Source organism: Flavobacterium sp. SORGH_AS_0622 (assembly GCF_030818825.1).
GTDB lineage: Bacteria > Bacteroidota > Bacteroidia > Flavobacteriales > Flavobacteriaceae > Flavobacterium.
The window spans coordinates 4,473,297-4,496,172 of the sequence record NZ_JAUTAX010000001.1 but is presented as its reverse complement, the minus strand read 5'-3'; the positions used below and the strand labels follow the sequence as shown (position 1 = coordinate 4,496,172).

The 22,876-nt window shown below is 30.0% G+C and carries 20 protein-coding genes; 19 read left to right on the top strand and 1 reads right to left on the bottom strand.

Going from position 1 to position 22,876, the window contains the following annotated elements:
- Nucleotides 1-2: 2 nt before the first annotated feature.
- Complete coding sequence (locus tag QE431_RS19210) at nucleotides 3-632, bottom strand: MarC family NAAT transporter (protein ID WP_057114913.1); 630 nt, start codon at nucleotides 630-632, stop codon at nucleotides 3-5.
- 154 nt (nucleotides 633-786) lie between these two features.
- On the opposite strand from QE431_RS19210, the gene QE431_RS19205 reads away from it, so the two are divergent.
- The 19 genes from QE431_RS19205 to QE431_RS19115 all read left to right on the top strand — a co-directional run bounded on the left by QE431_RS19205 (nucleotide 787) and on the right by QE431_RS19115 (nucleotide 22,875).
- A complete protein-coding gene (locus tag QE431_RS19205; protein ID WP_307299301.1) occupies nucleotides 787-1,152 on the top strand; it encodes a CoA-binding protein in 366 nt (121 codons plus the stop codon).
- Nucleotides 1,153-1,293: 141 nt separating this feature from the next.
- Nucleotides 1,294-1,914: a recombination mediator RecR gene (gene recR / locus QE431_RS19200; RefSeq protein WP_057114912.1), complete on the top strand. Its 621-nt coding sequence runs from the start codon at nucleotides 1,294-1,296 to the stop codon at nucleotides 1,912-1,914.
- A 69-nt stretch (nucleotides 1,915-1,983) separates the two neighbouring features.
- Entirely contained in the window at nucleotides 1,984-2,781 is a 798-nt protein-coding gene (locus QE431_RS19195; RefSeq protein WP_307299298.1) for a polysaccharide biosynthesis/export family protein, read from the top strand.
- A gap of 12 nt (nucleotides 2,782-2,793) precedes the next feature.
- Nucleotides 2,794-5,241: a polysaccharide biosynthesis tyrosine autokinase gene (locus QE431_RS19190; RefSeq protein WP_134142198.1), complete on the top strand. Its 2,448-nt coding sequence runs from the start codon at nucleotides 2,794-2,796 to the stop codon at nucleotides 5,239-5,241.
- 11 nt (nucleotides 5,242-5,252) lie between these two features.
- Nucleotides 5,253-6,236, top strand: a complete 984-nt coding sequence (locus QE431_RS19185) for an SDR family oxidoreductase (protein ID WP_134142199.1) — start codon at nucleotides 5,253-5,255, stop codon at nucleotides 6,234-6,236.
- A 26-nt stretch (nucleotides 6,237-6,262) separates the two neighbouring features.
- Complete coding sequence (locus tag QE431_RS19180) at nucleotides 6,263-7,654, top strand: UDP-glucose 6-dehydrogenase (protein ID WP_134142200.1); 1,392 nt, start codon at nucleotides 6,263-6,265, stop codon at nucleotides 7,652-7,654.
- Nucleotides 7,655-7,726: 72 nt separating this feature from the next.
- Entirely contained in the window at nucleotides 7,727-8,191 is a 465-nt protein-coding gene (locus QE431_RS19175; RefSeq protein ID WP_307299290.1) for a UpxY family transcription antiterminator, read from the top strand.
- Between the two features lie 280 nt (nucleotides 8,192-8,471).
- Nucleotides 8,472-9,761 carry a nucleotide sugar dehydrogenase gene (locus tag QE431_RS19170; protein WP_307299289.1) on the top strand — a complete coding sequence of 430 codons (1,290 nt, stop codon included), beginning with the start codon at nucleotides 8,472-8,474 and terminating at the stop codon, nucleotides 9,759-9,761.
- 31 nt (nucleotides 9,762-9,792) lie between these two features.
- The gene (locus tag QE431_RS19165; RefSeq protein ID WP_307299287.1) at nucleotides 9,793-10,800 is read left to right on the top strand and encodes a mannose-1-phosphate guanylyltransferase; all 1,008 of its coding nucleotides are present in this window, start codon (nucleotides 9,793-9,795) and stop codon (nucleotides 10,798-10,800) included.
- A gap of 10 nt (nucleotides 10,801-10,810) precedes the next feature.
- A complete protein-coding gene (gene rfbB / locus QE431_RS19160) occupies nucleotides 10,811-11,857 on the top strand; it encodes a dTDP-glucose 4,6-dehydratase (RefSeq protein WP_307299285.1) in 1,047 nt (348 codons plus the stop codon).
- Between the two features lie 47 nt (nucleotides 11,858-11,904).
- A complete protein-coding gene (locus QE431_RS19155; protein WP_307299282.1) occupies nucleotides 11,905-14,334 on the top strand; it encodes an SLBB domain-containing protein in 2,430 nt (809 codons plus the stop codon).
- 7 nt (nucleotides 14,335-14,341) lie between these two features.
- Nucleotides 14,342-15,409: a Wzz/FepE/Etk N-terminal domain-containing protein gene (locus QE431_RS19150; RefSeq protein WP_307299280.1), complete on the top strand. Its 1,068-nt coding sequence runs from the start codon at nucleotides 14,342-14,344 to the stop codon at nucleotides 15,407-15,409.
- Between the two features lie 19 nt (nucleotides 15,410-15,428).
- Complete coding sequence (locus tag QE431_RS19145; protein WP_307299278.1) at nucleotides 15,429-16,511, top strand: DegT/DnrJ/EryC1/StrS aminotransferase family protein; 1,083 nt, start codon at nucleotides 15,429-15,431, stop codon at nucleotides 16,509-16,511.
- A gap of 3 nt (nucleotides 16,512-16,514) precedes the next feature.
- Nucleotides 16,515-17,222, top strand: coding sequence for a WbqC family protein (locus QE431_RS19140; RefSeq protein ID WP_307299276.1), 708 nt, complete (start codon nucleotides 16,515-16,517; stop codon nucleotides 17,220-17,222).
- Nucleotides 17,222-18,172, top strand: a complete 951-nt coding sequence (locus QE431_RS19135) for a hypothetical protein (protein ID WP_307299273.1) — start codon at nucleotides 17,222-17,224, stop codon at nucleotides 18,170-18,172. Before QE431_RS19140 ends, QE431_RS19135 begins: the two co-directional genes overlap by 1 nt.
- On the top strand, nucleotides 18,165-19,457 hold the full coding sequence (locus QE431_RS19130; protein ID WP_307299270.1) for a GNAT family N-acetyltransferase: 1,293 nt from the start codon (nucleotides 18,165-18,167) through the stop codon (nucleotides 19,455-19,457). Before QE431_RS19135 ends, QE431_RS19130 begins: the two co-directional genes overlap by 8 nt.
- Nucleotides 19,450-20,319, top strand: a complete 870-nt coding sequence (locus QE431_RS19125) for an alpha-1,2-fucosyltransferase (RefSeq protein ID WP_307299269.1) — start codon at nucleotides 19,450-19,452, stop codon at nucleotides 20,317-20,319. The genes QE431_RS19130 and QE431_RS19125 overlap by 8 nt, the downstream gene beginning before the upstream one ends.
- A complete protein-coding gene (locus QE431_RS19120) occupies nucleotides 20,304-21,605 on the top strand; it encodes a lipopolysaccharide biosynthesis protein (RefSeq protein ID WP_307299267.1) in 1,302 nt (433 codons plus the stop codon). Before QE431_RS19125 ends, QE431_RS19120 begins: the two co-directional genes overlap by 16 nt.
- Nucleotide 21,606: 1 nt before the next feature.
- Complete coding sequence (locus QE431_RS19115; RefSeq protein ID WP_307299265.1) at nucleotides 21,607-22,875, top strand: glycosyltransferase family 4 protein; 1,269 nt, start codon at nucleotides 21,607-21,609, stop codon at nucleotides 22,873-22,875.
- Nucleotide 22,876 lies beyond the last annotated feature (1 nt).

The window sequence follows — 22,876 nt, the reverse complement described above, 5'->3', positions numbered from 1 at the left end:
TTTTACATCAAATTTCCTTTGATAATATTTACTATTGAACTTACGATATACTGAATTCCAATTGAAATTACTATAAAACCAACAATTCTAGAAATAGCAACTATACCAGAAGCTCCTAGAATTCTAGCTAAATAATGAGCGCTTTTTAGTATTACAAAAATTGCTACTGCAATTGCTAATATAGCCAATGATGAAATTATTATTTCATGGATTTCATGGTGTTCTTGATAAAAAGCAATTAAAAGTGACATTGAACCAGGACCAGCAAGCATCGGAATTGCTAAAGGCGTTAGAGCAATGTCATTTCTTTGTTGTGCTTCATTTTCAATTTTTTTATTGATTCCTCGTTTTTTATTGAATTTTCCTGAGAGCAGAGAAAAGCCAGAATTCACAATAACAATTCCGCCGGCAATTCTTAAAGCATCAATGCTGATTCCAAAAAAAGTCAATACATATTGTCCTATGAAATAGGAAACCAATAATATTATAAAAACATTAATAGCAGTCCAAAGTGAGATTCGGGATCTTTCTTTTTGTGAATCATGTTGGGTTAGTCCGACAAAAATAGGTACGGTTCCAATTGGGTTTAGTACAGAGAACAAAGCGGCAAATAAGTAAATAAATAATTCCATATTGGTTTGGGTTAATAAAGTAAAAGTAGTTATTTTTTGATGTTTTTATAAGAAATAATGTTAGGATAATGTTTTTAATTGTTGTTGATTCTGAGTCAAAGACATAAAGATTAAATGGTTCTTTTTGATTACTTTTGCAATCTAAATGAAAACAATGAAAAGTAAAAAAACATTAGTTATAGGAGCATCGACAAATCCAGAGCGTTATTCATACAGAGCTGTAAATATGCTCGTAGGAAAAGGACATTCTGTTTTAGCGATTGGTCAAAAAGCAGGAGAGGTAGCCGGAGTAAAAATTCAGACTAAAGCAATACCAGTAAAAAACATTGATACAATTACTTTATATCTGAATCCAAGTCGTCAGAGAGATTATTATAATTATATAATTGAAGCAAAACCAAAAAGAGTTGTCTTTAATCCAGGAACTGAAAATCCAGAATTATATCAGTTATTAGAATTGAATGATATTCAAGTAGAAGTAGCTTGTACACTGGTTTTATTAGCAACAAATCAATATTAAAAATACTTAGCGGTTTACTTTGCAACGAGATTCACTTTGATCAAATAGATATTGTTTTATAATTAATTTGCAGTATTTATTGGTATTCAATTTAATTGTACCAATGCCAGCTAAACCATTAAAAGTATTACTTTTGTCGTCATGGAATTTTCATCAAAATTAATTGAGAAAGCGGTTAACGAAATGTCGCAATTACCAGGAATTGGTAAACGTACAGCACTTCGATTAGTTCTTCATCTGCTTAAACAGCCCAAGGAACAAACCTCTTTTTTGTCTCAAGCATTATTAAATATGCGTGAGGATATTAAGTTTTGCGAAAGCTGTCATAATATTTCTGATACTAAAATTTGCGAAATATGTGCCAATCATCTTAGAAATCATGAAACAATATGTGTTGTTGAAGATATTCGAGATGTAATGGCGATAGAAAATACTGGCCAGTTTAAAGGAATTTATCATGTCCTTGGAGGGAAAATTTCACCTATTGAAGGAGTTGGGCCAAATCAGCTAAATATTTCGAGTTTGGTTGAAAAGGTGAAATCTGGAAAAGTGGTTGAGATTATTTTTGCTCTAAGTTCAACAATGGAAGGAGATACAACGAATTTTTATATTTATAAACAAATTGGAAATTCGGATATTGTAATCTCAACAATTGCAAGAGGAATATCTGTTGGAGACGAGTTAGAATATGCTGATGAAGTAACACTAGGAAGAAGTATTTTACACAGAGTTCCTTTCGAAAAAACTTTTAAAAATAATTAACCCCCAAATAATAATTACGTTTTTTCTATAGATTAAAGGAAAAACTATATTTGTGCTAAAATTAGACTAATGACAAAAAACAGCTTTTATCTATTCTTATTAATCTCGGTATTATTTACGTCTTGCATTCCGATTAAAGATTTAGTTTATCTTCAGGATAAAAGTACTTCAAGTGAGCAGAGTTCTATTGCTGCAGTAGAATCAAAACCATACAGATTACAGGTTAATGATGTTTTAAGTGTTACTATAAAAGCAATTGATCCGAAGTTGGTTTCTATTTTTAATACAACCAATGCGGCCGATGCTACCCAAACCTCAAAATCGGAATCTGGTCTATATTTTGACGGATTTACAGTTGATGATCACGGAAATATAAGAATGCCAATTTTAGGGGAAATAAATGTAATTGGTTATACTCTTGATGAAGTTCGTGTAAAAATTGAAAAGAAATTACTTGAAGAATATTTCAAAAGCGAAGCTAATATTTTTGTTACCGTAAAATTAGCAGGATTTCGATATACAATTAACGGAGAAGTTGGAAGTACAGGCACAAAAACATTATTTAAAGATAATGTAACTATTCTAGAAGCTATTGCCAATGCTGGAGATATTACTACTGTAGGTAATAGAAAGGCAGTAACTGTAATTCGTCAAACGCCCACAGGTGTGCAAATGAACGATATTGATCTAACAGATATAAATGTGATGAAATCGCCCTATTATTATTTACAGCCAAACGATTATATCTATGTAAAACCGTTAAGGCAAAAAACATGGGGAACTGGTCAAACAGGTATACAGTCAATTGGAACCATCATTACATTGTTATCTTTAGCAACAACAGTTTATCTTATTATCAAAAATTAAAAGATTTAGAAAATGTTAGATATTAAAGATTTTTCCATTTTTGAGAATCATTCCAATTTTGATTTTAAGGGATTTTTGTTAAAAATTGCCAGTTATTGGAAATGGTTTTTAATTAGTTTAATTATTGCATTTACAATAGCTTATCAAGTAAACATTCGTAAAGAGAAAATTTACGGAATGCAGACTATGATTTCTATTAAAGAAGAAAGTAATCCGTTTTTTACTTCAAATACAAGTTTAGTTTTTAACTGGGGGGGAATCTCAGATCAGGTAAATGGAATTTCTACTATTCTAAAATCGAGATCTCATAATGAATTGGTAGTTGACAAACTGCAATTTTATATCGATTATTTAGAGCAGGGAAAATATAATTTTATTGATTCTTATGGAGCTGTTCCTTTTTATATAGATATTGATAAATCAAAAGGACAGTTAGCCAATACATTAATAAGCATTAAGTTCTTGAGTGAAAATGAATATCAAATTCAAATTCCGTTTGAAGGTAATTCTGTTTCCTTAATTACGTATAGTACAAATACTTATAGTAATACTTCTGTACAACCGGGAAATTTTTCAAAAAGATATAAAGTAGGAGAACATGTTAATCTTCCTTTCTTAAACTGGAAACTTCAAATAAACGATAATCCAGGTTTCTATAAAGGGAAAGAATATTTTGTCAAATTCAATGATTTTGACGGAACTGTTGCCGCATATAGAGGACTAAATGTTGAAGGTGATAAAGGAAGTGGTTCATTGCTGACACTGTCGATGCAGGGAACAAATAAAGCTAGAATGGTTGATTATTTAAATTCGACTGTGAAAATGCTCATCAAAATTCAGTTAGATGGTAAAAATCAATTTGCAACAAATACTATTCGATTCATTGATAGCACTCTAGTTGCGATGGAATCCCAGTTGAAGCAGACTGGGAATGAACTAAAAACTTTTCAAAAAGATAAAAACATCTTTCAAATAGAAGATGGCGGTTCTAAAGTTTCTGATAAAATAATGAATTTTGATGTTGAGAAAGATGAAGTAACTCGAAAAATAGCATATTACAATTCGTTAAAATCATATTTAAACAGCAGTAATGATTATTCTAGATTACCAGCGCCTTCAGTAGCAGGAATTGAAGATCCAAATATTGTCGCGAGTGTTTCAAAGTTAATTGCGCTTTCAACTCAAAGATCAGAAATGGCTTATGCTGTAAAAAGTGAAAAAATCTTTAAAGATTTTGACAATCAAATGGAAGCTGTAAAAAATGTGCTTCAAGAGAATATTGCGACAGCAAAAACGTCATTACTTTATGATTTGTCATTAGTAAATGCGAAAATTGGCCAAGCAGAAAGCACAGTTCGAAAACTTCCTGCTGAACAGCAAGAACTGCTTAAAATCAAAAGGAAATATGATTTAAATGATAATATCTATACTGAATTTCTTCAAAAGAGAAATGAAGCAGAAATTGTAAAAGCTTCTAATTTATCAGATATCCATTTTATTGATCCGGCAAAAGATATTGGAGGAGGCTTAATTGGGCCTAAAACTTCTGTGAATTATGTAATGGCTCTATTTTTAGGGACTTTAATTCCTTTATTGTTTGTTTTTGCAATATTCTTCATTAATAATTCTATTCAGAATACAGAAGATATTAGTAAATTAACTCAAATACCATTGCTTGGAGTAATTGGTATAAATAAAGACACAAAAAGTTTAGCGGTATTCGATAAACCTAAGTCTGCTCTTTCTGAGGCTTTTAGAGGAATACGATCTTCTCTTCAGTTTTTATATAAAAAACAACAAGTAAGCGGATCAAAAACTTTAATGATTACTTCTTCAATTAGTGGTGAAGGAAAAACATTTTGTTCTATAAATATTGCAACAGTTTTTGCGTTAAGTGAAAAGAAAACTGTAATTGTTGGCTTAGATTTAAGAAAACCGAGACTAGCAGATGAGTTTGAATTGACAACACCTTTAGGAGTTGTTAATTATTTAATTAAGCAAAATAGTTTAGAGGAAATTACTAATTCAACTCAAATTCCAAATTTAGATGTGATCCTTTCTGGTCCAATTCCGCCAAATCCTTCTGAGCTTATATTAAGTGATGCTATGAAGGAATTAATTGATGAATTAAAGCAGAAGTATGATTATGTAATTTTGGATACACCTCCAGTTGGTTTAGTTGCCGATTCATTAGAATTAGTTCAGTTTGCAGATGTAACATTGTATATTGTTAGACAGAATTATACCAAAAAGGAAATGATTACGTTGCTAAATACGAGAATCAAGCGTGGAGAATTAAATAATGTTAGTATTGTATTAAATGGCTATGAAAATAAAGCTAAATACGGTACAGCTTACGGGTATGGATATGGCTATGGTGCTTATTCAAACGGTTATCATGAAGAGGAAGTAAAAATTGGTTTTTGGCAAACACTTTTAAATAGATTTAGAAAAAGCTAATCTTTTGGTTAATGGAAAACACAGCAAAAAATATAATTTTAATTACAGGCGGAGCTGGATTTATCGGTTCAAATTTGACGGAGTATTTTTTAAAATGTGGTCATAAAGTAATTTGTTTAGATAATTTTTCGACTGGGCATCGCCATAATTTAAAAGATTTTTTAGATAATCCTGATTTTAAATTAATTGAAGGAGATATTCGAAATCTTGAAGATTGTAATGTGGCTGTTGAAGGAGTAGATTACGTTCTGCATCAAGCAGCTTTAGGATCTGTTCCTCGATCAATAAAAGATCCTATCACTACAAACGATGTAAATGTTTCTGGTTTTTTAAATATGCTTACTGCGGCTCGTGATGCAAAAGTAAAACGTTTTGTATATGCTGCTAGTTCTTCAACTTACGGAGACTCTGAAGGATTGCCAAAAGTAGAAGAGGTAATTGGAAAACCATTATCTCCTTATGCTATTACTAAATATGTGAATGAATTATATGCTGAAATCTTCAGTAAAACATATGGATTAGAAACAATTGGATTGCGTTACTTTAATGTTTTCGGAAGAAAGCAAGATCCCAATGGAGCTTATGCAGCTGTAATACCGAAATTCGTCATGCAATTCATGAATTACGAAAGTCCGATAATTAATGGTGACGGAAATTATTCTCGCGATTTTACATATATAGATAATGTGATTCAGATGAATGAGCTGGCAATGACGAGTCAAAATCCAGAAGCAGTTAATTCTGTTTATAATACAGCGTTCGGAGATAGAAACACATTAAATGATTTAGTTAAATATTTAAAAGAATATTTATCTGAATTCGATCCAAAGATAAATGACGTTCAAGTTGTTTATGGAGAAAATAGAGCTGGCGACATTCCACATTCGCTGGCAAGTATTGAAAAAGCAAAAAAAGTACTAGGCTACAATCCGAAATATTCTTTACAAGATGGATTAAAAGAAGCTGTTGAGTGGTATTGGAATAATTTAAAATAAACTAGATCAAGATAATAATAGATCAAATGAAAATTACAAAAATTTGCTGCATTGGTGCAGGATATGTTGGTGGGCCTACAATGGCAGTAATTGCTCAAAAATGTCCACATATTCAAGTTACAGTTGTCGATTTAAATGAACAAAGAATTGCAGACTGGAATGATCCAAATCCTGAAAATATTCCAATATATGAGCCGGGACTTTCTGAAATTGTTTCGGAAGCAAGAGGAAGAAATTTGTTTTTTTCTACTGATGTTGATAAAGCAATAGATGAAGCTCAAATGATATTTATTTCGGTAAATACGCCAACCAAAACTTATGGAAAAGGAAAAGGTATGGCAGCAGATTTAAAATATATCGAATTATGTGCAAGACAAATCGCGAGAGTTGCAAAGCAAAATAAAATAGTTGTTGAAAAATCGACTTTACCAGTTAGAACGGCTGAAGCAATTAAAAGTATTTTAGATAATACAGGAAATGGAGTTCAATTCCAGATTTTATCTAATCCTGAATTTTTGGCAGAAGGAACAGCAGTTACAGATTTATTAAATCCTGACAGAATTCTTATTGGTGGAGATACAACTCCAGAAGGTCAAGAAGCAATTCAAGCACTAGTTGATGTTTATGCAAATTGGGTAAATATAGACAAGATTTTGACAACAAATGTTTGGTCTTCAGAATTGTCTAAACTTACTGCAAATGCATTTTTGGCACAACGAATTTCGTCCATCAATGCAATGTCGGAATTATGCGAAAAAACAGGTGCAGATGTAAATGAAGTTGCAAGAGCAATTGGGATGGACAGCAGAATTGGTCCAAAATTTCTAAAAGCTTCGGTAGGTTTTGGTGGCTCTTGTTTTCAGAAAGACATTTTGAATTTGGTTTATATCGCAAAATCATATGGATTAAATGAAGTTGCAGATTATTGGGAGCAGGTAATTATTATGAATGATCATCAAAAAAGAAGATTTTCGAATAAAATTGTTCAAACATTATATAATACAGTAGCCGATAAGAAAATTACATTTTTAGGCTGGGCTTTCAAAAAAGATACAAATGATACTAGAGAATCTGCTGCGATTTATGTTGCGGATGACTTAATCAATGAACAAGCTAAAATTTCAGTTTACGATCCAAAAGTTTCGCGAAATAAAATGCTTTCTGATTTGAATTATCTTGAAACAAGAATAGCAGATGAAAATGCAAATGCTTTAAATGTTTTCGATAATGCCTATGAAGCCTGTAAAAATTCCCATGCTATTGCAGTCTTAACAGAATGGGATGAGTTTACAACATACGATTGGAAAAAAATCTATGACTCTATGCATAAGCCCGCATTTGTTTTTGACGGAAGAAATATTTTAAATGGTAAAGAACTAGAATCAATTGGCTTTGTTTATAATGGAATAGGTTCTTAAATTGATTTTGTAGTGAAGTGAAAGTGGAAAATGTGAAGTAGTAGTGAGTTTTACTTCGTTATAAATAAAAAAATGAATTGGTACGTAGTCTATACAAAACCTAAATGGGAAAAAAAAGTTGCAGATAAGCTGAGTCAATTGGGTATAGAAACCTATTGCCCTCTAATTACTCAAGTTAAACAATGGTCAGATCGAAAGAAAAAGATTGAAGTGCCACTTTTTAATTCCTATGTTTTTGTTCAATTGTCAGATTCTGAAAGAAATTCGGTTTTTCAGGTAGCAGGTGTGGTGAGATATCTATTTTGGTTAGGCAAACCAGCTATTGTAAAAGATCAAGAAATAGAAATTATAAAAAAGAGCATTAAAGCTCCTAATATTAGTGATGTAACTGTTTCGGCAATTCAAGTGGGAGATAAAATCAAATTAGAATCAGGGGCATTTAGTAATCAAAATGCAATTGTACAAGAAATATCTAATAGTTATTATACTCTTGTATTGGAAACATTAGGATGTGTTTTGAAAATAAAATATAAATAACAGCGTTATCAAAGTAAATTAACAGAAGAGAGAATCTTTTTTAGATTTTTTTCTTCTGTTTTTTTATAAAGTAATTATTTACACCCTGATTAATAACGCATTGGAATTAAGTGCTTTTTTATTAACAATTACTTTTTAAGTAATACGGGAAACCGTATTGAAAAAGTAGAGTTATTGTACTATATTTGCCGAAAATGATTAATTTAGGTATCTGGGTCAAAGATTTGTGACTCAGAACGGCGAAGCCGTGAGTTTTAGTGACCTAAATAAATTAAAAAAAATGGAATTAAAAAATAAAGTAAAAATTGCGGTTATTGGTTTAGGATATGTTGGATTACCTTTAGCTCGATTATTTGCTACAAAATATTCAGTTGTTGGGTTTGATATAAATGAATCAAGAGTTAATTCTTTAAAATCCGGAACAGATACAACCTTAGAGGTTGAAGATGATGTTTTACAAAATGTCCTAGTTGATTCACCAGATCAAGAAACAGGTTTATACTGTACCACTTCATTAAATGATATTGCAAATTGTAATTATTATATAGTTACAGTTCCCACACCTGTTGATAAAAATAATCGACCAGATTTAACTCCATTATATAAATCCAGTGAGACGGTAGGTAAGGTTTTGAAAAAAGGAGATATTGTTATTTACGAGTCTACAGTCTATCCAGGTGTAACAGAAGAACAATGTGTACCGGTTTTAGAACAAGTTTCAGGTTTGCAATTCAATGAAGATTTTTTTGCAGGTTATTCTCCAGAGAGAATAAATCCAGGCGATAAGGAACACACAGTTGAAAAAATTTTAAAAGTTACCTCAGGATCAACCCCAGAAATTGGATTACAGGTTGATGCATTATATAAATCGGTAATTACAGCAGGAACTCACTTAGCACCAACTATAAAAGTTGCCGAAGCAGCAAAAGTTATCGAAAATTCTCAACGCGATATTAATATTGCTTTTGTAAATGAATTAGCTAAAATATTCAATCTAATGAATATTGATACTCAAGAGGTTTTAGAAGCAGCTTCAACAAAGTGGAATTTCTTACCATTTAAACCAGGTCTTGTTGGTGGACATTGTATCGGAGTAGATCCTTATTATTTAGCACAAAGAGCACAAGAATTTGGATATCATCCTGAAATAATTTTAGCAGGAAGACGCCTAAATGACAGCATGGGAGAATATGTAGCTTCACAAATAGTTAAGCTAATGATAAAAAAAGGCATTTCTGTTAATGGAGCTGAATTATTAATGCTTGGTATTACTTTCAAAGAAAATTGTCCAGACGTTAGGAATACTAAAATTGTTGATGTGGTAAGAGCATTAAAAGAATATGGAATTTTAGTAACAATTTACGATCCCCTTGCAAATGCAAATGATGTAAGAAAAGAATATAATTTAATAACATTAAGCTCTCTTCCCGACAATAAATTTGATGCGATAGTTCTAGGAGTTTCTCATTCAGAATTTCTAGAGCTGGATTTTGCTGAATTGCAAAAATCAAATAGTTTATTGTATGATGTAAAAGGAGTTTTAGGTACTATAGCTGATAACCGGTTGTAATATTTGAAGCTTTTTTAATTTAAAAAGAAAAATGGAAAATAATAATTCAATTATACATGTAATTTTAACTGGTGGAGTAGGAAGCAGATTATGGCCACTTTCTCGTAAAAGCCAACCTAAACAATATTTAGAAATATTTGAAAATAAATCTTTATTTGAAATGACTGTTGAGCGCAATAGCCATTTAGCAAATAAAGTAATGGTCGTAGGTAATGTCGACAACCATCATTTGAGTGGTAAAGTAATGGATAAAACCAATACAACATATTTGAATATTGTGGAGGCTACACCAAGAAATACAGCTGCTGCCATAGCATTTGCGGCTTTTGCGTCGGATCCCGATGATATTTTAATTATAACTCCTTCTGATCATATTATTGATAAAATGGATGATTATAACAATGCTATCCAAGAAGCAGTTTCAAAAGCAAAAGAAGGTTTCATAGTAACATTTGGAATTATACCTACAAAGCCAGAAACAGGTTATGGTTATATTGAATCGAAAGGTGATAAAGTAATATCATTTCGTGAAAAACCAAATGAAACAACTGCAAAAGAATTTATTGCAAAAGGTAATTTTTTATGGAATAGCGGCATGTTTTGTTTTAAGGCAGGAGTACTGTTAGATGAGTTAAAGCAATTTCAGCCAGATGTTTATGAAAAATCCAAAGCAGTTTGGGAAGCATCTAAAGAAGGGTTTTTAGATTTGGAGTTATCAATGCAGATTCCGTCCATTAGTATCGATTATGCTGTGATGGAACGTAGTAAAAAAATTAAAGTTGTTCCTGCTTCTTTTTCATGGTCAGATTTAGGATCTTTTGAATCGGTTTATGATTATTTAATTCTGAAAGGGCATCCAGTTGATAAGAACGGTAATATGGTTATTGGTTCTGGGAAGCATACAACTTTTTTGGGACTAAAAAATACTATTTTTGTTTATACAGATAGCGCTAATTTAATTTTGCAAAAAGAAAATTCACAAGATGTTAAAGATATCTACAGTGAATTAGAAAAAATAAATTCAGATTTATTAAATTAATAAAATTATAATGAAAAAAATTCTTATAACTGGTGGTGCTGGTTTTATTGGTTCTCATGTAGTAAGACGTTTTGTTAATAAATATCCAGACTATCAGATCTTTAATTTGGATGCTTTGACTTACGCTGGGAATCTGGAGAATATAAAGGATATTGAAGATAAATCAAATTATACTTTCGTAAAAGGAGATATTGTAGACGAAAATTTTATAAAAAATCTTTTTACAACACATAATTTTGATGGTGTTCTGCACTTGGCCGCAGAATCTCATGTTGACCGCTCTATAGAAGATCCATTAGCTTTTGTGAAAACTAATGTTATTGGAACCATGAATTTATTAAATGCAGCTAAAAATCAATGGAAAGATAATTTTGAAGGAAAAAGATTTTATCACATTAGTACAGATGAAGTCTATGGTTCATTAGGAGCCGACGGACTTTTTACAGAAACAACTCCTTACGATCCAAATTCACCGTATTCAGCATCAAAAGCTAGCTCGGATCATTTTGTGCGCGCTTATGGAGAAACTTATGGCTTACCATATGTCTTGACAAATTGCTCAAACAATTATGGTTCATATCATTTTCCCGAAAAACTAATACCGCTTTTTATTAATAACATTATAAATAAGAACGCTTTACCTGTTTATGGTGACGGAAATTATACTCGTGATTGGCTTTTTGTTGAAGATCATGCTATTGCTATTGATTTGGTTTTTCATGAAGGAAAGAATCATGAGACTTACAATATTGGAGGCTTTAATGAATGGAAAAATATTGATTTAGTAAAATTGCTTTGCCAAATTATGGATCAAAAATTAGGAAGAGAAAAAGGAACTTCAGAAGAATTGATTACGTATGTTAAAGATAGACCTGGTCATGATTTGCGTTATGCAATTGATGCTTCTAAAATTAATAAAGAGTTAGGATGGAAACCATCTGTTACTTTTGAGGAAGGATTGGAAAAGACCATAGATTGGTATCTAAATAATGAAGATTGGTTGCTAAACGTGACATCAGGGTCTTATAAAGATTATTATAAAAAACAATACTCATAAAAACATTCTATTTTCACTTTTTCTTTAAGATTAAACTATAAATCAATATGAAAAAAATATTATACGTTCTTACACTATTTTTTACTCTATTAATTTCTTTTAATTCAAATGCACAAGACATATTGAAATCAAAAGATTTAAGCACAATTAAAGTTGACTATTTATCAGATGATGATTTAGCTAAAATTAGTACACAATTAAAAAGTAACAATACGTCAATAGATCAAGTTGAGCCAATGGCAATTTCTAGAGGCATGAGTCAGATAGAATTTAATAAACTTAGAACTAGGCTAGTCGAATTTGAGAAGAAAAACTCTAAAGATTCAAAAGCTAAAGAGAATAGTCCAAAAAAAACAGATAGTGATTCTGGGCGAAAACAGGAAAAAATCGTAAATGAAAAAGTTAAGGACACTGTAAATGCTTTAATTTTTGGTTCGGAATTGTTTGATAATCCAACATTAAATTTTGAGCCAGATTTGAAACTTGCAACACCTATGAATTATATTTTAGGACCTGGAGATGAATTACAGGTTAGTGTTTATGGAGTTCAAGAATATAATGCAAGTATTCCAGTAAGTGTCGAAGGAAAAATTACTATTGACTATGTTGGGCAAATAGCAGTTTCTGGAATGTCTATTGAAGCTGCTACTCAAAAAATTAAGGCAGCTATAGCAAGAGTTTATAGTACAGTTTCGTCTGGACAATCTCAAGTAAGTGTAAGTTTAGGACGTATTCGTACTATTAAAATTACCGTTGTTGGAGGTAAACAGCCGGGTAACTATTCTATTTCTTCTTTAGCAACAGTTTATAATGCTTTACATTTAGCTGGAGGACCTGGGAAAAATGGAAGTTATAGAAACATTGAATTAATCAGGAATAATAAGGTTTATAGAAATATTGATATTTATCGATTTTTGGTAAAAGGGGATCAGTCTGACAATGTTAGTTTAAAAGATAATGACGTTATTAGAATACCTGCTTATAGTCAAAGAGTCACTGTAGAAGGAGAAGTTAAGCGTCCAGGGATTTTTGAAATGAAAAAAGGAGAAAAATTCTCTGATTTATTGAATTTTGCATCTGGATTTAACGAATTTGCATATACTGCATCTGTAAATGTCTTGCAAAAAACAGGTAAAGAATTTAAGATTCACGATATAAACGAGAGTGAATATAGTACTTATCAGCCACAATCGGGAGATGTATTTAGAGTTACTAAAATTCTAAACCGTTTTGAAAATCGTATCAAAATTGAAGGTGCAGTTTTCAGACCAGATTACTATTCGTACAATGAGGGAATGAGAATCTCAGATCTTATCATAAGGGCAGAAGGTTTAAAAGAAGATGCATATACAAAAAGAGCAAGAGTTATTCGTTTAAAAACAGATTTAACAACTGAAATTGTGAATGTTGATTTAAGCGCTGCAATGTCTGGAGATTTAAATGCTGATATTGAATTAAAAAGAGAAGATGTTGTTACTGTCTATTCAATTTTGGACTTTAGAGAAGAATACAAAGTAACGATTGATGGTGAAGTTAAAAATCCTGGAGAGTACGAATATTTTGATAATTTAACTCTTAATGATTTGGTTGTTCAAGTTGGTGGACTAACTGGCTCTGCGTCGAAGCGAGTTGAAGTAGCGAGAATGGTTAAATCTGATGAAATTGATGATGCTGATCCAAAACGTATAGAATTAGTTGAATTGGAGATTACCGCTGATAATAACGAACAAATCAAAAATTTTGTTTTAAAGCCTTTTGATGTTATTAATATTCGTAGAATGGCAGTTTATGAAAAACCCCAAATGGTTACTGTAAGTGGAGCAGTAGGATATCCAGGTAAATATGTTTTAGCTAATAAGAAAGAAACTGTTTATAATGTAGTTATGAGGGCAGGAGGGCTAACTTCAATTGCGAATTTAGATGGTATGAAAATTAAAAGACCAATTAAGCAAGAACAAATTGATCAATTAGAAAGCATTGATTTGAACTTAGCAAAAAATGATACTTTAAAGGGTAAATTATCAAAAAAATTAAAAGAAGATTTAAAATATGCTACAATTCCTGTTAACTGGGAAAAAATTGTAAAAGATAAGAATCACTATTCAAATGTTACACTTTTTCCTGGCGATGAAATAGAAGTCGCAGTTTACAATGAAGGTGTAAAAGTAACAGGAAATGTTTTGTTAACTTCTGAAATTCCTTATAGAAGCGGTAAAGGCTTTAAATATTATCTAAATGCGGTAGGTGGTGTGGATAATAAAGGCTGGAAAAGAAAATCCTACATAATTTATCCAAATGGAAAAGCAGATGTGACAACTTCATTTTTGTTTTTCAGATCTTATCCTAAGGTCGAGCCAGATTCTCAAATAGTTGTTCCTGAAAAACCTGAAAGAAAGAAAATGAGTGCCGGGGAGTGGGTTGGTATTGGTAGTGTGATTTCTAGTTTGGCGTTATTAATTGTTACTGCTTTTAAATAGAAAATTAATGGAGAATAAAGACGCTATCAACGATGAAATCTCGTTAAGAGATATGATTTTAAAAATAAAAGATTGGTATAATTATATTAGGTCAAAATGGATAATTATCTTCTTGGCAGGCTTAATTGGTTCTGCTTTAGGATTAAGCTACTCTTTTATAAAAAAACCTATATATACAGCAACTGTTTCTTTTGCACTTGAAGATGAAAAAGCTGGGGGTGGTTTAGGGGGAGCACTAGGATTAGCTAGTTCATTTGGTTTAGACGTTGGAGGAAGTGGTGGAGGAATGTTTACAAGTTCCAATCTGACAGAATTATTTAAATCTCGTACTATGGTGGAAGCGAGTTTGTTGTCACCTGTAGTTGTAGATGGCAAAACTATATCATTAGCCGAAATGTATATCCAGAATAATAAATGGAGGGATAGTTGGAATGATAATCCTAAGTACAAAAATATAAAATTTTTACCTGAGCAAGATCGTAAAAACTTTACTCGGGCACAAGATAGTATTTTGGGAACGATATATAATAGTTTGTCAAAAGGAGCCTTAAATGTAGCACAAAAAGATAAAAAAGTTAGTATCATTACTATAGATGTTTCCTCTACAAATGAGCTTTTTTCGAAGTTCTTTTGTGAGGCTTTAACGAAGCAAGTTGGGAAATTTTATATAGAAACTAAAAGTAAAAAAGCAAGAATTAATATGTCTATTCTTGAGCGTCAAGTTGATTCAATTAGAGGTGAACTTAATGGTGCAATTACAGGTGTTGCTGTTGCTAATGATAATACATTCAATTTAAACCCTGCACTTAATGTACGTCGTGCACCTTCTGCAAGAAGACAAGTAGATGTGCAGGCTAATACAGCGATTTTAACTGAATTAGTCAAACAATCAGAGTTGGCGAAAGTTGCTTTGCGTAAAGAAACTCCTTTAATTCAAGTTATTGATAAACCTATATTGCCTTTGGCTAAAGAAAAATTTGGAAAGCTTAAAGGATTGGTTGTAGGAGGGTTTTTATTTGGTTTTTTTGCTTTTTTATATTTGATAGTAAAAAAAGTGATTAAAGAATTAATTTAAATTTTAAAAGGAGAAAAATATGATACCAGTAACTAAACCTTTTTTGCCCCCAAACGATGAATATCTTAAAATAATCGATGGGATATGGAAAAGGCAATGGTTAACTAATATGGGGCCATTGGCTAGCGAATTAGAAATGAGTCTTAAGGAATATCTTAAAGTAAATCATTTATTATTTGTTACAAATGGAACAATTGCTTTACAAATGGCAATTAAAAGCCTTAATATTACAGGTGAAATAATAACTACACCATTTTCATTTGTAGCGACAACATCAACTATTGTATGGGAAGGTTGTACTCCCGTTTTTGTTGACATTGATGAAAAAACATTAAATATTGACGCTACAAAAATTGAAGCTGCTATTACAGAAAATACTCAAGCTATATTGGCAACTCATGTCTATGGAAATCCTTGTGATGTAGAAGCAATAGAAAAAATTGCAACTAAGTATAACTTGAAAGTAATTTATGATGGTGCACATGCTTTTGGTGTAAGAGTAAATAATAAATCAATTTTTGAATATGGTGATATTTCAACTTGTAGTCTTCATGCAACCAAACTTTATCATTCTGTAGAGGGAGGACTAATAATTACAAAAGACCCAGATTTACTTAAGAAAAATGCTTATATAAGAAATTTTGGATTTAATGGCCCTGAATCTTTTGCTGAATTGGGGATTAATGGAAAAAATTCGGAATTTCATGCAGCGATGGGGTTAGTAAATTTAAAATACATTGATGATATTTATAAAAGGCGAAAAGTAATAACTGAGCGTTATAATGAAAAATTACTAAATTTTAGAGCATATCGACCTAAATGGCATAGTGATGCAAATATAAATTATGCTTATTATCCTTTAGTTTTTGAAAACGAGAAGTTATTATTAGAAGTTAAAAATCTTCTTGAAGGGCATGAAATTTTTACACGTCGCTATTTCTACCCATCTCTTGCAAATACTTTGCCCTATTTGGAACCAAAAAAGATAGAGATTACGGACAAAGTTTCACCAACTGTTCTATGCTTACCCTTATACTATGATTTAACTTTGGAAGAGGTTGATTTGATTTGTCGTTTAATGTTGAGAGCTCAAAATAATTAATTTATGAGAATAGCTGTTATGCAGCCTTATTTTTTGCCTTATATTGGATATTTTCAGTTGGTAAAATCTGTCGATATTTTTGTTTTTTATGATGATGTCAATTTTATAAAACAAGGATGGGTTAATCGAAATAAAGTTTTAGTAGGAGGTAAGGAATTATTATTTACAATGCCGCTTAAGGATGCCAGTTCATTTGTAACAATTAAGGATACGCAAGTAAACAAAATTTTATTTCAAAAATGGAAATTAAAGTTTCTGAGAACTCTTGAACAATCATATAAAAAGGCTGCATTTTTTGAATCTGTTTATCCTTTAATAGAGGATATTTTAAAAAATGATTTTATTTCCATATCAGATTATTGCTGTGTTTCTGTACAAAAAATCGCTAACTATTTAGGTTTAGAAACAAAATTTATATTGTCTTCTGTAGAATATCATGATACAGTAGAATTAGAACGAGAGAAGCGATTAAAAGAAATAATAAAACGTAATCAATCGAGCCATTATATTAATCCTATAGGTGGACAAGAGCTGTATAAGAAAGCAAGCTTTGAAGAAAGTGGGATTAAACTGGATTTTATAAAATCAAAACCGATAAGTTATAAACAATTTGACAATGAATATGTTCCTTGGCTATCTATAATTGATATTTTGATGTTTAATAATATAGATGAGGTTAATAAATTGTTGGATCAGTATGAATTAATATAATGGAAGATGCTATTGGAGGATACTTTTCCTTGGAATTAAATCAGAAAAGATTATATCACCAAGGTGTAAATTGTTTTTCCCTGAATACAGGAAGAAATTGTCTAGAATATATTTTAGAAGCAAATAGTTATAGCTTACTTTATATTCCATATTTTTCTTGTGAAGTTATTTTAGAGCCACTTAAAAAATTAAATATTGATTTTAAATTTTATTCTATAGATGAAAATTTGGAGCCAATATTTGATTTTAAAGTAATAAAGCGAAATGAAGCTTTTTTATTTATTAATTATTTTGGGATAAAAGATAAATATATTGATAAATTGGTTAATTATGATATTAATTTAATTATTGATAATTCTCAATCTTTTTTTTCCAAAGCTCTAACAAATATAGATACTTTTTATTCGGCTCGTAAATTCATAGGTGTTGCTGATGGGGCTTATTTATATACACAAAAAGTATTAAACCGCCATTTGGAACAAGATACGAGTTTTACAAGAATGGATCATTTGTTTAAAAGACTAGATGTTTCTGCTGAAGAGGGCTACTTAGCTTTTGTTGAAAATGATAATAAGTTAATAAATCAGCCAATAAAGAAAATGTCAAAATTAACCAAATTTATGTTAGAATCGGTTGATTATGATGTGATTAAGTCAAAAAGATTAGAGAATTTTCATTATTTGAATAATGAATTGCAAGATTCGAATAAATTTATTTTTGATTTGAATGATAGTCAAATACCAATGGTTTATCCGTTCTGGAATAAAGATTTAAGTTTAAGAGAAAGATTAATTAGTAATAGAATTTATTGTGCGAAATATTGGCCTAATGTAAAAGAATGGTCTTCTATGGATAGTTTGGAATGTCGTTTAGTGAATGAAGTAGTTTATCTGCCAATTGATCAAAGGTATGATGTCAAAATGATGAAAGAAATTTTAAAATATGTATAAAGTTTTAATCAGACCATTGGAAGAAAAAGATTCTTATATTTCTTGGAAATGGAGAAACGATTCTGAAATTTGGAAATATACAGGAAGTAGACCGAATTTAACAATAACACCAGAAATCGAGCTTGAATGGATTAAAAAAGTTTTACAAGATCCATCTTCAAAAAGGTTTGCTATTACAGCAGATGATGTTTATGTTGGAAATATTCAATTAACAAATATTCAAGAAAAAGAAGCTGAATATCACATCTTTATTGGGGATAAAAATTTTTTTGGAAAAGGAATTGCATTTTTGGCTACTCAACAAATTATAAGATATGCTCTAAATGTATTACAACTAGAAAAAATTTATCTAGAAGTTAAAAACGAAAACTATAAAGCGGTTAGTTTGTATGAGCGTTCAGGTTTTGAGGTAATCTCTAAATCTGAAGATGGTATTAGAATGATTTTAGTTTTAGAAAAAGCGCTGAAACCAAAACTTAGTATTTTTTGTATGGTTTATAATCATGAACCATTTTTAGAAAGCTGTTTAGAAGGACTTTTAGTGCAAAAAAGTAATTTTGATTTTGAAATAGTTATTGGAGAAGATTGCTCTCCAGATAATTCAAGAATCGTTATTCAAAAATATGCGGAAAAATATCCAGGGAAATTCAAATTGCTTTTACACAAAAAAAATGTTGGAGCTGTTAGAAATCAAGCTTCAGTTTTTCAAAATTGTTCAGGCGAATATATAGCAATGTGTGAGGGAGATGATTATTGGACGAATCCATTAAAAATCCAGAAACAATTAGATTTTTTAGAATCCAATCCAGATTTTTCTATTTGCTTCACAGACTATGAAATATTAGATGAAAATACGAAAAAAAAGGTTTATCCAGATTTGTCAAAAAAATTTAAATCAAAAAGTATTTTTAATAGGAATGAAATTATTTTAAAAAATTTCATTCCTACATTAACTGTAATGTTTAGAAAAAAGACTGAGATTTTTAAATTTTTAGATGAGAAATTATTTCCTTCCGATTGGTTTCTCCATATTCTAAATTCTAAATTTGGAAAAATTAAATTTTTGGATATTAATTCAGCTGTATATAGAATGCATGAAGGAGGAGTCTGCTCTTCTGCCAATCCACTTTTGAATAATAAGAAGTACTTAATATCAATCGATTCATTCAGAAAAAAGTTTAAAAATGATTACGTAATGAATTATCTTTTTTTTATAGTTAAGATAAAAATTATTATTGAATCATTAAAAATAAGATTAAAATATATATTAGCGAAGAATGAATAAAAAAGTTATAGTTAGATTGCAAGGAGGGCTTGGTAATCAGCTTCATCAATATGCTTATGGTTTGCTGCTAGCAAAAAAAAATGATGCTGAGTTATACCTTGATACAGATTTTTTGACACATCATTCAAAAAAGTTAAATATTACTTTGAGAGATTTAGAAATAAATAAATTTAAATTACAGGCAAAGTTTTATAAATCAATATTTACTAATCAATTTTTTTTTAGTGCATTAAAACGTTTAAAATTAAATAAGATTTTTGAGCTTTTAGGTTTTAGTATAGTGTCTAGCTACGTCCCCTTATCTGAATTAAATAATAAAAAAATTAAATTTTACTATCTTGATGGTATTATGGGACTTTATGATGATTACAAAGATGAGGTTGCATATGTATTAAATAATTTAGAGATTAGTAATACTTTTCTTGAACTTGAAAAACAAGTTAAAAGCTGTATTTCAGGAAATGCTGTTGCTATGCATATAAGACGAACTGATTATTTGAAAAAAGGTAGCATCCACCATGTCTTAGGATTAGAATATTACCAAAATTCAATTAACTATATAGAATCAAAATTAACAGATCCAGTATTTTATATATTTAGTGATGATAGAAATTTTGTAAAAGATAACTTTATAGGTGAAAAGTTTAAGATTATTGATTATTCTGGGGATAATGCCGCTTTCTTTGATTTTTTAGCGATTAAAAATTGTCAACATCATATAATTGCTAATAGTACCTTTAGTTGGTGGGCAGCCTTCTTGAATATGAAGAAGGACAATATAACTATTTGTCCTTCTATATGTTTAACAACAGAAGATTTAAATTTGCTTTCAACTTATCCAAGCAAATGGCTCGTTTTTTAGAAATTGTAAAGATGAGTTTTATTTCATTTAAATCTAATATTTCAAAAAATAGCGAATTTTTATGGTTGATTTTAGGCCAGATAATTTCAATTTTATTTAGTGTAGTTATCATAAAGATAGTAACAAAAATTGGAACATCTGATTTTGGAATATATTCATTAATTCTAACAATTTCTGCTCTAGTATCAGCAATGTTGGTTGGTCCTTCTGAGCAAGGTTTTGTTAGGTATTTCTTTAATTTTAATAACGGAAATGATAAGAAAAGATTTTTAAATGTTATATATCTTTTTTTTGTTTTTGTTGGAGCTATAATAATATTGATATCAACAATATTTTATTTTCTGCAAATCATAGAAAGTCCAAATACTATACTTGCTGGAGTTTTTGTTGTTTTATTTACATTTTCTAGTTTTTTTGCATCACTATTTAATTTAATTAGAAAAAGAAAATTAAATACTTTTTTAATCATTCTTGAAAAGTTAGTTGCTACTATTTTACTAATTATACTTAAATTCTATGATCTATTGAATATTACAAGCGTTTTAGTGGCTTTATCAACTTCTATCTTTGTAAGTATAATCGTAAGAACTAATTGTTTTAATTCTGTTTTAGGATATAACTTTTTGAAGGATTTGAAAATATTAAGTTTAAGAGAGTACTTGATTTATAAAAAAATATTCATTTTTTCTATACCCCTTATAATTTGGGGATTTTCAGGTTGGTTGGAAAGTAGTAGTGATAGATGGATAATTGCAAATTTTTCAAATCTTAATACCGTAGGAATTTATTCTTTAATGATGACATTGTCATCTTATTTAATTGCTACTCCTATTGGAGTTATTGGACAATATTTTCAACCGATAATTTTTGAAAAAATCAGTAATAAAGATTCTGAGGATTCTTCAAACAAGCATATAAATAATTTTATTTACAGTTGCGTGTTTTTAGTTCTTTTTGGTGTGTTTTTTTCTTTGTTTTTTGGTAAAATGATTCTTTCGTTTATAGCAGTTGATTTTACTACATTTTGGTATTTTTTACCTTTTTTTAGCCTTTCAATAGGATTGTTTCAAATTGCACAGGCTTATACAATTTTTGGTATGATCCATGAAATTCCAAAAATATACTTAATTCCAAAAATTGTTTTAGGTTTTGTTTCCTTATTTCTAAATGTCATTGGAGTATATTATCTTCAAATTATTGGATTGACAATAAGTATGAATGTTGCAAGTTTCATCTATTTAATTATGGTATTAATGATAAATAGAAAAGTAAAAGCTAATTTATAAAATGAAAATTCTACATACAGTCGAATCATATGATCCAGCAAGTCATGGAATGCAACAGGTGGTTAAGCAGCTTTCTGAGCGATTGGTTAAAGCTGGACATAGTGTAACAGTTGCAACTAGATTTGATTCTAATCGCAAAAGTTTAAACATAAATGGAGTTGAAATTGTAGAATTTAAAATTTCAGGTAAAGATGTAACAGGTTATAATGCTGACAATCTAGAAATTGAAAGATATAAAAACTTCTTATTGAATTCCGATTTTGATGTAATCACAAATTTTGCTGCTCAACAATGGGCTACAGACATTGCGCTGCCAATATTAGATAAAATTAAGGCTGTGAAAGTTTTTGTTCCTACTGGATTTTCAGAACTTAATAACCCTAAATATAGTTCATATTTTGAGTCTATGAAAACATGGATGAAAAATTACGACATGAATTTTTTTCTATCTAATGATTATCAGGATATAAATTTTGCTAGGACAATTGGAGTACAGAATATTAAAATAATTCCCAACGGAGCATCAGCTGAAGAATTTGTAAAAGATGGGTCTATTAATATTAAAAAAAAGTTAGGAATTCCAGAAGAGCATTCTTTAATTCTCCATGTAGGATCTCATACAGGGCTTAAGGGTCATAAAGAAGCAATCAAAATATTTAAAAAAGCAAGAATAAAAAAGACTACGTTACTTATTGTTGGGAATTCTACGCATAATGATAGTAAATTAAATTATTTACTAAAGTTTATATTAAAATATACAGCTAATTTATTTTCTAATGTAACAGGTAAATCATTTTTTCCTGCGTGTTATATTTCTTGCACATTTAATAGTTTTATAAATAAAATTTCGTTTGATAAAATTTTCAATAAAAAGCAGTTGCTGGTAAAAAATTTATCACGCAAAGATACTGTAGCCGCATATATGGAAGCAGATGTTTTTTTATTTCCTTCTAATATAGAATGCTCACCATTAGTTCTATTTGAATGCATGGCGTCAAAAACTCCTTTTCTGGCTACTAATGTTGGAAATGTAAAAGAGATTATAGGATGGTGTCATTCAGGACAGTTGTTGCCAACATTATTGTTATATAATGGATTAAAGATTGCTGAGCTTAATGAATCTGCTGATGTTTTAATGAAGTTTATTTCTGATAAAAAAATGCTAGAGGAATATGCTAATGATGGATTTAGTATTTTTATTGAAAAATATACATGGGAGAAAATTGCGATGCAATATGAGTGTTTTTATGCAGAATCTTTGAAAAAATAAC

What these genes read in the sequence shown, in the direction of transcription:
- QE431_RS19210 (WP_057114913.1), bottom strand. Translation starts at nt 632, where the DNA reads ATGGAATTATTTATTTACTTATTTGCCGCTTTGTTCTCTGTACTAAAC.
- QE431_RS19205 (WP_307299301.1), top strand. Translation starts at nt 787, where the DNA reads ATGAAAAGTAAAAAAACATTAGTTATAGGAGCATCGACAAATCCAGAG.
- recR (WP_057114912.1), top strand. Translation starts at nt 1,294, where the DNA reads ATGGAATTTTCATCAAAATTAATTGAGAAAGCGGTTAACGAAATGTCG.
- QE431_RS19195 (WP_307299298.1), top strand. Translation starts at nt 1,984, where the DNA reads ATGACAAAAAACAGCTTTTATCTATTCTTATTAATCTCGGTATTATTT.
- QE431_RS19190 (WP_134142198.1), top strand. Translation starts at nt 2,794, where the DNA reads ATGTTAGATATTAAAGATTTTTCCATTTTTGAGAATCATTCCAATTTT.
- QE431_RS19185 (WP_134142199.1), top strand. Translation starts at nt 5,253, where the DNA reads ATGGAAAACACAGCAAAAAATATAATTTTAATTACAGGCGGAGCTGGA.
- QE431_RS19180 (WP_134142200.1), top strand. Translation starts at nt 6,263, where the DNA reads ATGAAAATTACAAAAATTTGCTGCATTGGTGCAGGATATGTTGGTGGG.
- QE431_RS19175 (WP_307299290.1), top strand. Translation starts at nt 7,727, where the DNA reads ATGAATTGGTACGTAGTCTATACAAAACCTAAATGGGAAAAAAAAGTT.
- QE431_RS19170 (WP_307299289.1), top strand. Translation starts at nt 8,472, where the DNA reads ATGGAATTAAAAAATAAAGTAAAAATTGCGGTTATTGGTTTAGGATAT.
- QE431_RS19165 (WP_307299287.1), top strand. Translation starts at nt 9,793, where the DNA reads ATGGAAAATAATAATTCAATTATACATGTAATTTTAACTGGTGGAGTA.
- rfbB (WP_307299285.1), top strand. Translation starts at nt 10,811, where the DNA reads ATGAAAAAAATTCTTATAACTGGTGGTGCTGGTTTTATTGGTTCTCAT.
- QE431_RS19155 (WP_307299282.1), top strand. Translation starts at nt 11,905, where the DNA reads ATGAAAAAAATATTATACGTTCTTACACTATTTTTTACTCTATTAATT.
- QE431_RS19150 (WP_307299280.1), top strand. Translation starts at nt 14,342, where the DNA reads ATGGAGAATAAAGACGCTATCAACGATGAAATCTCGTTAAGAGATATG.
- QE431_RS19145 (WP_307299278.1), top strand. Translation starts at nt 15,429, where the DNA reads ATGATACCAGTAACTAAACCTTTTTTGCCCCCAAACGATGAATATCTT.
- QE431_RS19140 (WP_307299276.1), top strand. Translation starts at nt 16,515, where the DNA reads ATGAGAATAGCTGTTATGCAGCCTTATTTTTTGCCTTATATTGGATAT.
- QE431_RS19135 (WP_307299273.1), top strand. Translation starts at nt 17,222, where the DNA reads ATGGAAGATGCTATTGGAGGATACTTTTCCTTGGAATTAAATCAGAAA.
- QE431_RS19130 (WP_307299270.1), top strand. Translation starts at nt 18,165, where the DNA reads ATGTATAAAGTTTTAATCAGACCATTGGAAGAAAAAGATTCTTATATT.
- QE431_RS19125 (WP_307299269.1), top strand. Translation starts at nt 19,450, where the DNA reads ATGAATAAAAAAGTTATAGTTAGATTGCAAGGAGGGCTTGGTAATCAG.
- QE431_RS19120 (WP_307299267.1), top strand. Translation starts at nt 20,304, where the DNA reads ATGGCTCGTTTTTTAGAAATTGTAAAGATGAGTTTTATTTCATTTAAA.
- QE431_RS19115 (WP_307299265.1), top strand. Translation starts at nt 21,607, where the DNA reads ATGAAAATTCTACATACAGTCGAATCATATGATCCAGCAAGTCATGGA.